The following is an 11,630-nucleotide window of genomic DNA, read 5'->3' on the forward strand; positions in this document are numbered from 1 at the left end:
ACCCGCGCGGGGCCGACACCCACCACCGCCTCCGTTGGCCCCCCCCCCCCCCGCGCGGGGGGGGGGGGGGGCCCGGGGCGCCCCCCCCCCCCCCCCGGGCCCGCCCCCCGCCCCGGGCGCCCCCCACGTCGTGACAGCTCGAGAGGCGGGGCGAGCCGAGGAGGCGCGGGCCGGCTCGGTCAGCCGCGCCCGGTCAGCGCCGTGTGGGCTCGTGCCCGTCCGGGCCGGCTCGGTCAGCCGCGCCCGGTCAGCGCCGCGTGGGCTCGTGCCCGTCCGGGCGTCTCGCGCAGGGACGCCGCCAGCCCGGCCAGGCGCCCGGCCGCACCGGGGTCGCGCGTCGGCAGGTCGAGCACGTGCCGCAGCGCGTCCGCCAGTTCGTCGACCGTCGCCGTGTTCGGGGCGAGCGCCAGGCCCACGCCGGTGCGCTCGAGGGCGGCGGCCCCGGCGAACTGGTCGGTCGAGAACGGCAGGACGACGACGGGCACGCCCGCGGTCATCGCCTCGGTCACGCTGTTGTTGCCGCCGTGCGTGACGGCCGCGGTCGCCGCGTCGAGCAGCGTCACCTGCGGCAGGAACTCGCGGACGAGCCAGTCGCTCGGCACCTCGCCGAGGTCGGCCCGGTCGCCCGAGCCGAGCGCGATCGCGGCCCGCACCCCGACGCGACGCAGGGCCTCGGCCACGCGCCCCAGCACGTCCGACCGCACCGAGAGGAAGCTGCCGAAGCTGACGTAGACGAACGGCGCGGGCGTGGGGTCGGGGTCGGGGCCGGGGTCGGGGTCGGACGTGGGGTCGCGATCGGGGGTGGGGTCGAGGTCGGGCGCTGGCGTGTGGTCGGGGTCGGCGCCGACGGCCAGCCAGGCGGCGACCTCGGCGTCCACCGGCTCGGCACGCACGGCCGATCCGAGCCAGACGTGCGGGGGCAGCAGGGCCTCGCGCTCGGGGTCGGCCAGCTCGCCCGGGTAGTTGTAGAGCAGCAGGTCGCCGTGCTCGCCGAAGGCGCTCGTCGACGGCGGCAGGTGCGGAGCGATCTCGGCCAGCGCGGCGTTCCACTCGGCGGTGAACGAGGCGTCGACCCGCTCGCACAACTCGCGCAGCCCGGCGACGCCCTCGGGCGCCGCGCCGGCGTCGGCGTCGGCGTGCGCCACCGACGCATCTCCGGCAGCTCGCACCACGTTCGCGTCGTCGAACCACGTTCCGGGGCGGTTCGACGACTCGACGGTGGTCCGGCCTTGGGCCAGCGCCGGGTCAGCACCAGCATCAGCATCAGTACCAGCACCGGCACCGGCACCGGCGCCGGCGCCGGCGAACGCCGCGGGCCACTCGGGCGGGCAGCCGTACACCTCGTCGCCCACGGGCAGCGCGGTCGGGTGCCCCAGCACGACGTCGGCGAACGGCACGCCGCCGGCCACGAGCGCGAGCCGGGCGCTGAACGCGAGGTGGTCCACGACGATCTGGTCGGGCCGGACGGCGGCGACCACGTCGAGCACGGCCCGGGCCGTGGCGACCGGCTGCCACATGAGGTCGGTGAGGCGTTCGCGCGCCTGGTACGACAGCGTCTCGACCATGCCGAGCCGGGTTGCGTCGAAGAAGCCGCGCAGCGACGCGTCCTCCTCGGCCACCTGCTCCTCGGCACGGATCACCCCGGGGTTCGAGCCGCGCCCGAGCTGCAGGTGCACGCGCTCGAAGCCGAACGACTCGACGATGGCCGCGGTGGCCGGGCCGGTCGCGACGACGACGCGCTCGCCCCGGTCGCGCCACTCGGTGGCCAGGGTCGCGAGCGGCAGCAGGTGCGACGCGTAGTCGGGGCTGACGACGAGCAGGGTCATCGTGCGCTCACGCTCCACTCGCGCTGTTCGAGCTCGTCGTGGTGAACCGTGTCGTAGACGCCCGACAGCGACCGCGCCATGGCCTGGATCGTGAAGGACCGCTCGACGGTGTCGCGTGACCGGGCCGCGCGCGCCTCCGTTGTCTCGACCGAGGCCGCGGTGAGCGCCTCGCCCATCGCGAGGCGCAGGGCGTCGACGTCCCAGGTGCGGGTGAGCCAGCCGGTGTCGCCCTGATGCACGTAGGTCGAGGGCCCGCCGCCCTGGGGCGCGACGACGAGCAGACCGGAGCCCATCGCCTCGAGCAGGGCGATGCCGAACTCCTCTTTCAGGCTGCCGCAGACGTAGACGCCGCGGGGCGCCGCGAGCCCGGGCAGGCCGAAGCGGGCCGCGGCGACCCACCGGGCGACCGTGTCGTTCGGCCGGTGGCCGGGCAACAGGAGTCCGGAGGCGCGGTGCCGGCTCGCGGGGACGATCGCGTCGATCAGGTCGAGCTGTTCGCGCTCGTCGGCGCTCGGGTGCTCGAGGTCGCCGCCGATCAGCAGGAGGTTCGCGCGGTCCCGCAGGGGTCCGTCGGCCCAGGCCTCGACGATCGTCGCCATGCCCTTGACCCGGTGCAGTCGTCCGACGCTGACCAGCAGCGGCAGGCCGCGACGCTCGGGCGGCAGGGTCTCGAGCAGCGCGCCCAGCTCGGCGAGCGGCGGGGTCGCGGGCAGGCCCGCGGCGTGTTCGGCGGCCTCGGCGACCGAGCGGTCGACCACGCCGAGGTCGATGCCCTCGGGCACGATCGTGTGGCGCTCGGGGTGCGAGGTGACGTCGATGCCGACGAGCTCGCGCATGTCGCGCTCGAGCTCGGGCCGGGGGAACAGCACGGTGTGCGACGCGTTCGACGCGAGCTGCTGGACGAGCCGGGTGCGGAACCAGAAGTGCTCGACCTCGTCGACGTCGCCGAAGGTCTCGCGGGTCAGCGCGCCCGACAGGTCGAGCGACTGGATGACGGCGTGCGGGTCCGGCGCGACCGTGAACACGACGGGGATGTCGAGCTCGCGGGCGACGTCTGCCGCCGCGAGGCTGCCCACGTCGGCCATCCGCAGGTGCAGCAGGTCGACGCCGCCCGCGGCGCGCAGCACCCGCCGGATGCCGCGCCGGGCCGCCACCCGCAGCGGCCACGCGGTCGCCGACGAGACGGGGTCGCTGAGCAGCGGCACGCGTCCGTAGACGTGTCCGGAGGCGCGGGTCGCCAGGTCGTGGACGCTCTCGACCGCCGCGTCCGCCGACCCGCGCGAGAGGGTGACCACCCGCTCGACGTGACGGTCGCCGAGGGCCGGCACCGCGCCTCCTGCGGGGAGCACGGCTCCGGCGGGGAGCATGCCGCCCGCGGCGAGCGCGTCGCCGAGCCGGACGAGCAGCGTCGCGATGCCGCCGTTGTCGCCGCTGCCGGCGTGGGTGAGGCCGGCGTCGATGTCGGCGTGCAGGAAGAGCTGCGCGATGGTGAGGCCGTCGCGCCCGGCGGGGTGGTCGCCGTCGGGTCCGTCCTCGACCCCGCGGTCGTGCACCCGGTGGCCGTCGGGCACCTCGTCCGGGGCGGAGAGGTCGATCGCGGACAGGCGCGCGACGTCGCCGAGGTAGCCGTCGTGGCGGGCGAGCTCGTGGACGACGGCGGCGACCGCCTGGTCGCCACGACGCTGGCCGAGGGCCGAGACGGCGGCGACGCGGACGTGCTCGTCCTCGCCCCGGTCGCGGGCGATCGTCAGCAGCGGGCGGGAGGTGATGCGGGCGCGCACGAGGCCCAGCGTCTCGACCAGGCGGTACCGGGCGTCGGGCTCGTCCACGCCGATCAGGGCGCCCTCGAGGGCGACGCCGACCACGGCGGGGGCGGCCGACGACCACTGCTCGAGCGTGCGCTGGGCGACCATGCCGGTGAAGCCCCCGGCGACGACGAGCCCGATCAGCCGACCGACGGTGTCGTAGCGGGGCAGCCGCTGGCTGAGCGCCGACGCGGCGTGCTCGCGGAGGAAGGTGCGGTCGCTCGACAGCAGGTCGCTCAGCACGACGTCGGCCTGCTCGTCGAAGACCTGCGCGAGGGCGTTCGTCGCCGCGATGGCGACGAGCTGGTCGGGGCTGCCGAGCGCGCCGCGCAGCACGCGGATCGTCCGGGCCCCGCCGGTGCGCGCGGCGTCGAGCGCGAGGTCGTCGGCGAGGCGCATCGAGTCGACCAGGCGGTCGGCCTCGTGGATCGCGTCGAGCGAGGTCTGGATGCCCATGGCGGTGCCTCTCGGGTGCGGCGGGGTGGTGGTGCGGTGCCCGGCCCGCGGAGCCCGGGGCCTGGTGGAGCCTATCGCCGCCCGGTGGCCGCCCGGTGGCCGCACGGTGTGCTCGGCGCCGCGGGGGTCCGGTACCGTCGTGGGCGGCATCGATCCCGCTGCCGAGTCCCGCAGCGAGAGGTGCCACCCGTGCGAATCGTCACCATCGGAGACGTCGGCGTGCTCGACGGCATGGTCCACATCGGCGACGAGGCGATGTTCCACGAGGCGACCGTGCAGCTGCGCGCCCGCGGCGCCACGATCACCGGCGTCTCGTCGAACCCGGCCGAGACCGCCGAGCGGTACGGCATCGACGCCGTGCCCGCGATCGGCTTCCACCCCGCGACGACCGGCGGCCGGCTCGGCCAGCGCGAGCGACGCGCCCGCGTGCTGTCGGCGATCGACGGAGGCGCGGGTCACCTCCCGCAGGACGACCCGGCCTGGCAGGTGGTCGAAGCCGTCCGCGAGGCCGACGGCGTGCTCGTCGCCGGCGGCGGCAACATGGCCTCGCTCTGGCCGATGCACGTCTACGAGCGGAACACGCTCGGGCTCATCGCCCGACGCTTCGACAAGCCGCTGGTCGTCAGCGGGCAGACCATCGGGCCGGTGCTCGAGGGCGAGGACCGCGAGCTCGTCACCGAGCTGCTCGACGCCGCCGCACTCGTGGGCCTGCGCGAGGGCGCGTCTCTCGAGCTCGTGCGGTCGCTCGGCGTCGACCCGACGACGACCGTCGGCACGGTGGACGACGCGAGCTTCCTCGGGTTCGACGCCGCGCCTCCTGCCGGGGGTGCCGCGTCCGTGGCGGGTGCGGCGGGTGCGGCGGGTGCGGCGTCCGCGGTGTCGCCGTACCTCGCCGTCAGCCTGTCCGCGCACACGGGCGACGCCGACCGGGGCGCCTTCGCCACGGCCGTCGCCCGACTGCTCGACCGGGTGGCGGGCGAGGCGGGGCTCGAGGTCGTGTTCCTCGCGCACTGGGGCTCGCTCGACCCGACCGAGGAGCGCGGCGACTCGCTGCTGCACCGGGCCGTGCTCGACCAGCTGACCGTGCCGGCGCGGGTCGAACCCACGACCGACTCCCCCGCGGCCGCACGCTTCGCCCGCGGGGCGGCCCTCCACCTGACGAGCCGCTACCACCCGGCCGTGTTCGCCGTCGCGGGCGGCGTGCCGACGGTCGGGCTCGCGGTCGACGACTACACGACGATCAAGCTGACCGGCGCGCTCGGCAACTTCGGGCAGACGAGCGTCGTCTCGGCCGCGCAGCTGCTCGCGGGCGAGGCCGACGCGGTCGCGCTGGCGGCCTGGGCCGGACGCGACGCGGTGCGCTCGGCGTGGGCCGACCGCCTCGACGGTACCCGCGCGGCGTCGGCCGCCTGGTGGGACCGGGTCGCCGCCGCGCTGCGCGGCTGACGCGACCCGCCTCGCGCACCATCGGGCACAACCCGCGGTCCGCGACCCGCGCGCCGTCGGGCGCGACCCGCGTCGGGTGGCGACCCGCGCCTCCAGGGGGCTGCCTCGCGTCGCGCGCACGCCGCCGGGTGACGGGCACCGCGCCAGGACGTGGTCACGGCGCCAGGACGTGGTCACGGCGCCAGGCTTTCCCGTGGTGCGGTGTCCACCTCCTGGCGTGGTGGCTGGCGGGCTGGTCGCGCCACGCCCCATCCCGCCATGAAGTAAACAGTCCGCCACACAAAGACGTGGCGGACTGTTTACATCGTGGCGGCGTGCCCACCTCGGGGAGGCCCAGCCCGGAAAGCCGAGACGAGGAGGCGCGGCGCGGCCTGCCCGCGCCGGCGCGGCGGACGGCGCGGGCTCAGCGCTGCAGCGTCGCGCTGGGGTACTCGCCGAAGCGTCCGACGTACGACGCCGTGAAGCGGCTCAGGTGGGTGAAGCCCCAGCGCTGGGCGACGGCGCCGACGGTGGCCTCGCCCGGGGCGAGCTCGATCAGCTCGGCCCGCACGTGGTCGAGGCGGATGGTGCGCAGGTACTCGGTGGGCGTCACGCCGAGCTGTCGACTGAAGGCCTGCTGCAGCCCCCGCGGCGTCAGGTGCACGGACTCGGCCAGCTGGGTCATGTTGACCGGCAGGTGCGAGTGCGTGTGCAGGTACTCGACCGCCTCGCGCAGCCGGGCGTTGCGCGGGACGAGCAGGGCGGGCGGCAGGTCGATCGACCGGTGCGAGAACGTGTCGAGCAGGGCGAACGCCGACTCGCGCTTGAGCTCGGAGCGCAGCAGCTCGGTGGACTCGCCGCCGAGGATGGTCTTCGCGGCGTTGGTGATGGTGGACTGCCAACGACGCAGGTTCGCCAGGTCGGGCACGGCCGTGTGGTCGAACTGCAACGGCCCGGCGAGGGCCCCTTCGTGCTCGGCGGCCATGCGCTCGAGGTAGGCGGCGTCGAAGTGCACCAGGTTCTGGCGGTACTCGCGCACCTCGAACTCGAAGGCCTTGCCGGTCGGGAACATCAGCGGGCGGCCGATCTCGAACGCGGCCTCTTCGGCACCCACGTCGACCCGGCCCTCGCCCGCGGTGATCCAGGCGACGACGTACTCGCGCTCGGGCTGGATGGCCCCGCGGATGTCCCCGAGGAACATCGCCGACCGCAGGGTCATGTCCTCGTCGCCCGCCGTCGTGTAGCGGTAGGCGAACGTCTCCTGCCGGGTGTCGGTGCGGAACCCGGCGCCGTTGTAGGTGTCCTCGAACAGGGCGCGCGCCTGGTCCATGTCGCGGCCGCCCATCTCGGAACGCACCGGGGGCAGGGTCTGTTCGGGTTCCATCACAGTGATCCTGCCATGACCGGGCCCCTGAAAGAACGCCCTGACCGGGCGGAAGCCCCGAAGCGGGGGCGGAGGTGCGTGGGGCTCACGCGCCGGTCGGGCTCGTCGCCGGGCCGAAGGCCTTCGTGAACGCCGCCTTGAGCACGGCCTTGAAGCCCGTCGGCAGCCGCGTGCGGTGCAGCACGTCGGCGTCGACGACCAGCGCGAAGAACGTCTCGCCCTCGACCAGCCACCAGGCCCGCACCGTCTCGGTCGAGAACACGGCCTCGCCGTCGGGCTCGTCGGGGCTCTCGACGATGACGCGGTCCTCGTAGAGGGCCACCGCACCGTGTTCGCCGTTCATGGACGCCGAGCACTCGAAGACCAGGTCGGGGTCGAGCGGGGGCGCGAAGTCGCCGAAGAAGAGGTCGGCCGCCGCCGTGCGGGTCACATCGCCGACCTCGCCGAAGTCGCTGGAGACGTTGAAGTCGCCGAACGCCGTGTCGAAGGCGTCCGAACCGGTGGCCCCGGGAGCGTCGACCTCGGGGGCGCGGCGCGACATGTCGCTCTCTGCGTCCACTGGTTTCTCGACTCTCGTCCCGATCCGGTGCGTACCTTCTCACCGCCGTGCATCTTCTGCACCGGTTCCATTAGAGCGCCTAGCTACTGTGAGTCGCATCCCGGTGCGACGACAGTTCGGTTTGTGGCCAGGTCGAGCGGAACCGCAGGAGGCGCGACCGGCGACGGTCAGGAGGCGCGCGTGATGCGGTCCACGGCCTCACGGGTCAGCGCAGGACTCGGCGGGGACGGGTCGAGGGCGCGGTGGATCGAGAGCCCCTCGATCAGGGCGTCGACCTGGCGGGCGGTGTCCGGGTCGAAGTGGCGCTCGAGCTCGACCCGGCTGCGGCGCATCCACTCGCGGGTGATCTCGCGGAACCTCGGCTCCCGCGCGGCCAGCGTGTAGAGCTCGTAGCTGAGCACCTGGTCGCGGACCGCGGCAGGGCCGGTCAGGTCGTCGTGGACCAACGCGACCACCGCCTCCTTGGCGTCGTCGCGGGTGGTCGCGGCACCGAGTCGGCGCTCGAACCGCGCGATGATCGTCTCGGCGAAGCGCGAGAACGCCTCGTACAGCAGTTCGTCCATGCCGTCGAAGTGGTAGGTCATCGAGCCGAGGGGCACGTCGGCGCGCGCTGCGATCTTGCGGTGCGAGGCGCCGGCGACGCCGACCTCGGCCACGACGTCGAGCGCCACGTCGATGAGGCGGTCACGACGGTCGGGCTCGGTGCGTCGCACGGTGCCCACGACTAGATGCTCCTCAGCACGCGGGCCGGATTGCCGACCGCGACCACGTTCGCCGGGACGTCCTTCGTCACCACCGCCCCGGCGCCGATCACGCTGTTCTCGCCGATCGTCACCCCGGGCAGCACGATCGCGCCGCCGCCGAGCCAGACGTTGTCGCCGATCGTGATCGGCTTCGCGGCCTCGAGCTTGTCGCGACGCGGCTGCGGCTCGACCGGGTGCGTCGGGGTCAGCAGCTGGACGTTCGGGCCGATCTGGCAGTCGGCCCCGATCGTGATCGGGGCCACGTCGAGCGCGGTCAGGCCGTAGTTGACGAACGTGCCGGCCCCGATGGTGATGGAGCTGCCGTAGTCGACGTACACCGGCGGCCGGACGTGGGCCGTCTCGTGCAGGCTGCCGAACAGCTCGCGCGCGACGGCCTGCGCGGCGTCGACGTCGTCGGCGAAGACCGCGGCGAAGCGCGCCTGCAAGGTGATCGCCCGCTGCTGCTGCGCCGCGATCTCGGGGTCGTCCGCGATGTAGAGGTCGCCCGCGAGCATCCGCTCGTGGTTCGTGCGCGGGTCGCCGGCGAAGTGGTCGGTGGTGGTCATGCACGACACCCTAGACGACGAGCGTACGAGCGTACACACTGGACGCATGGCCAACCGACCACCGTTCAGCCCCGAGCTCGCCCGACGCCGGGCGGCGGTGTTCGTCTTCATGGCGGTCGTCGGCGTCTCGCTCGCCTCGTGGGTCGTGCGGACCCCGGCCATCCGCGACCTGCTGCAGGCCTCGACGGGCGAGATGGGCCTCGTCATCTTCGGCCTGTCCGTCGGGTCGATGGGCGGCATCCTGTCGTCGGCCCCGATCGTCCGGCGGCACGGAGCCCATCGCGCCGTGGCGATCGGCGGCAGTTCGTTGGTCGCCGGCGTGGCGCTGGTGGGCGTGGCCGCCTCGCTCTCGATCACCCCCGGCGTCTTCGTCGGCCTCGCCCTGGTCGGGGCGGGGGTCGGCCTGGCCGAGATCGCCGTCAACATCGAGGGCGCCGCCATCGAGACCGCCTCGGGCCGGTCGGTGCTGCCCGTGCTGCACGGCTGCTTCAGCCTCGGCACGGTCGCGGGGGCCGGCCTCGGCATCCTGCTGACGGCGACGCACGTCCCCGTCCAGTGGCACCTGCTCGGGGTCGCGCTCGCGGGTGGCGCCGCACTGGCCTGGGCGGTGCCGATCGTGCCGCGCTCGACCGGACGCTCCGACGAGCGGGCCGAGCGCGCCTCCGGGGTGCGGGCGCGGCTCGCCGGGTCGCTCGCGGTCTGGCGTGACCGCCGGCTCGTGCTGCTCGGCCTGATCGTGCTCGCGCTCGCCCTGGCCGAGGGGTCGGCCAACGACTGGCTGCCGCTGCTCTTCGTCGACGGGCACGGGGTCTCGGCGACCGCCGGCACGGTCGTCTTCACGGCGTTCGCGGCGGCGATGACGGTCGGCCGCTTCCTCGGCGAACCGCTGCTCGCCCGCTTCGGGCACGCCACCGTGCTGCGCGCCAGCGCACTGGTCTCGGCGGTCGGCATCGCCCTCGTCGTCTTCTCGGACTCGGTCGTCGTCGCGGGCGTCGCCGTCGTGCTGTGGGGACTGGGCGCTGCCCTGGGCTTCCCGGTGACCGTCTCGGCCGCGGCCGACGGCGACGACCCGACGACGGCGGTCGGAGCCGTCGCGACGATGGCCTACGTGGCGTTCCTCGTCGGGCCGCCGCTGCTCGGCTTCGTCGGCGAGCACGTGGGCCTGCGCAGCGCGATGATCGTCGTGCTGGTGGTGGTCGCGGGCGCCTCGCTGATCACCTCGGCGGCGCGTCCCCGCGAGCGGTCCGCGGCCGCCCGGCCTTAGTGTACGTTCGTACACCATGACGTCACCGACGACCTCTCCCGCGGCGCCGGCCCGCACCGTGCCGACGCGCGAGGACCGCCGAGCCCGACTCGGCGTCGCCCTGCTCTTCTTCACCAACGGCGCCCTGATCGCGAACCTCCTCCCGCGCTACCCCGCCATCAAGGACGGCCTCGAGCTGTCCAACGCCGACTTCGGCCTGGCGGTCGCGGCGATGCCGGTCGGCGCGCTCGTCGCGGGGCTCGGCGCCGGGTGGCTGATCCGCCGCCTCCGGTCGTCACGGGTGGCCGTGGTCGGCACGGTCGTCACCGGGGTCGCCGTCCTGCTGGCCGGCATCGCCCCGGTCGGTGGGCTGCTCGCCGCGGGCTTCCTGCTCGCCGGTGCCCTCGACGCCATCGTGGACGTCTCGCAGAACTCGCACGGACTGCGCGTGCAGTACCGCTACCGCCGGTCGATCCTCAACTCGTTCCACGCCGTGTGGAGCATCGGGGCCGTCCTCGGCGGGCTGATGGGCGGGGCGGCGGCGGGACTCGGCATCCCGATCGTCTGGCACCTCGGGGCCTCGGCGCTGATCTTCGCCGTCGTGGCGCTCGTCGCGTACCCGCTGCTGCTCGCCGGGCCCGAACCGGCCGAGGGCACGGCCGAGACGGCCGACGCGGCGGTCCTGCCCGGCGACGACGTGACCGCGGGTGCCGGGGCGGCGGCCGCACCCGTGGCGACGGACTCCCCCGACGGCGGAGCGCAGGAGGCGCGGGCCGGCTCGGTGACCGGGGCGGGCTCCATCGACGACGCGACCCGCACCTCCTCGGCTCGTGACGGTCACCGCGTCTCGCCCGGGTTCGTCGCGAAGTGGGGCGTGCTGCTGGCCCTCGTCGTCATCGCGTCGTCGGGCGCCGTCGTCGAGGACGCCGGCAGCACGTGGGCCGCGCTCTACCTGGGGTCGCTCGGGGCCGGCGTGACCGTCGCCGCCCTCGGGTTCGTCTCGCTGCAGGGGGCCCAGTTCGTCGGACGACTGCTGGGCGACGGCATGGTCGACCGCTTCGGCCAGAAGGCCGTCGCCCGGGCCGGGGGCGTCTTCGTCGCGGTGGGCATGGGCATCGCCCTGGCGTTCCCGTCGGTGATCGGCACGATCCTCGGCTTCGCGGCGGCGGGGTTCGGCGTCGCGACCCTGATCCCGGCGGCGATGCACGCGGCGGACAACCTGCCCGGGTTCCGGGCCGGCACGGGGCTGACCCTGGTGAGCTGGCTGCTGCGACTGGGGTTCCTGGCGTCGCCACCCGTCGTCGGGTTCGTCGCGGACTCGGCCGGGCTGCGGTACGGACTGCTGCTCGTGCCCGTGGTGGGCGTGGCCGTGGTGCTGCTCGCCGGGGTGCTCGAGGGACGTCGGGCCCGGGGGTCGGCACCGCGCGGCAGCTGATCCGGTCCGTGCCGGATCGGGTCGGGCCGGGTCGGGTCGGGTCGGGTCGGGTCGGGTCGGGTCGGGTCGGGTCGGGTCGGGTCGGGTCGGGTCGGGTCGCACCACCGTCGCGGGGGGGGGCCCGGGGGGGGGGGGGGGGGGGGGGCCGCGCCCGGGGGGGGGGGGGGGGGCCCCCCCCGCCCCGGGCG

At 75.1% G+C, this 11,630-nt stretch carries 9 protein-coding genes; 3 read left to right on the forward strand and 6 right to left on the reverse strand.

Features of this window, described 5'->3' with window-relative positions; translation table 11 throughout:
• Positions 1-233: 233 nt before the first annotated feature.
• Entirely contained in the window at positions 234-1,826 is a 1,593-nt protein-coding gene (locus tag ACVJ1F_RS15260) for a glycosyltransferase (protein ID WP_456887262.1), read from the reverse strand.
• Positions 1,823-4,087: a glycosyltransferase gene (locus ACVJ1F_RS15265; protein WP_456887264.1), complete on the reverse strand. Its 2,265-nt coding sequence runs from the start codon at positions 4,085-4,087 to the stop codon at positions 1,823-1,825. Before ACVJ1F_RS15265 ends, ACVJ1F_RS15260 begins: the two co-directional genes overlap by 4 nt.
• Positions 4,088-4,276: 189 nt before the next feature.
• Between ACVJ1F_RS15265 and ACVJ1F_RS15270 the strand changes: the two genes are divergently transcribed.
• Positions 4,277-5,533 carry a polysaccharide pyruvyl transferase family protein gene (locus ACVJ1F_RS15270; RefSeq protein ID WP_456887266.1) on the forward strand — a complete coding sequence of 419 codons (1,257 nt, stop codon included), beginning with the start codon at positions 4,277-4,279 and terminating at the stop codon, positions 5,531-5,533.
• A gap of 403 nt (positions 5,534-5,936) precedes the next feature.
• Here ACVJ1F_RS15270 and ACVJ1F_RS15275 read toward each other — a convergent pair whose 3' ends face one another.
• From ACVJ1F_RS15275 to ACVJ1F_RS15290, 4 genes are all read right to left on the reverse strand, one after another.
• Entirely contained in the window at positions 5,937-6,896 is a 960-nt protein-coding gene (locus ACVJ1F_RS15275; protein WP_056044714.1) for an AraC family transcriptional regulator, read from the reverse strand.
• An 85-nt stretch (positions 6,897-6,981) separates the two neighbouring features.
• Positions 6,982-7,455, reverse strand: coding sequence for a hypothetical protein (locus tag ACVJ1F_RS15280; protein ID WP_456887268.1), 474 nt, complete (start codon positions 7,453-7,455; stop codon positions 6,982-6,984).
• A 167-nt stretch (positions 7,456-7,622) separates the two neighbouring features.
• Complete coding sequence (locus tag ACVJ1F_RS15285) at positions 7,623-8,177, reverse strand: TetR/AcrR family transcriptional regulator (protein ID WP_456887270.1); 555 nt, start codon at positions 8,175-8,177, stop codon at positions 7,623-7,625.
• A gap of 2 nt (positions 8,178-8,179) precedes the next feature.
• Positions 8,180-8,764: a sugar O-acetyltransferase gene (locus tag ACVJ1F_RS15290; protein ID WP_159825057.1), complete on the reverse strand. Its 585-nt coding sequence runs from the start codon at positions 8,762-8,764 to the stop codon at positions 8,180-8,182.
• Between the two features lie 46 nt (positions 8,765-8,810).
• On the opposite strand from ACVJ1F_RS15290, the gene ACVJ1F_RS15295 reads away from it, so the two are divergent.
• Positions 8,811-10,028 carry an MFS transporter gene (locus tag ACVJ1F_RS15295; protein WP_456887272.1) on the forward strand — a complete coding sequence of 406 codons (1,218 nt, stop codon included), beginning with the start codon at positions 8,811-8,813 and terminating at the stop codon, positions 10,026-10,028.
• A gap of 16 nt (positions 10,029-10,044) precedes the next feature.
• The gene (locus ACVJ1F_RS15300) at positions 10,045-11,442 is read left to right on the forward strand and encodes an MFS transporter (RefSeq protein ID WP_456887274.1); all 1,398 of its coding nucleotides are present in this window, start codon (positions 10,045-10,047) and stop codon (positions 11,440-11,442) included.
• Positions 11,443-11,630 lie beyond the last annotated feature (188 nt).

The organism is Frigoribacterium sp. 2355, from assembly GCF_054060695.1.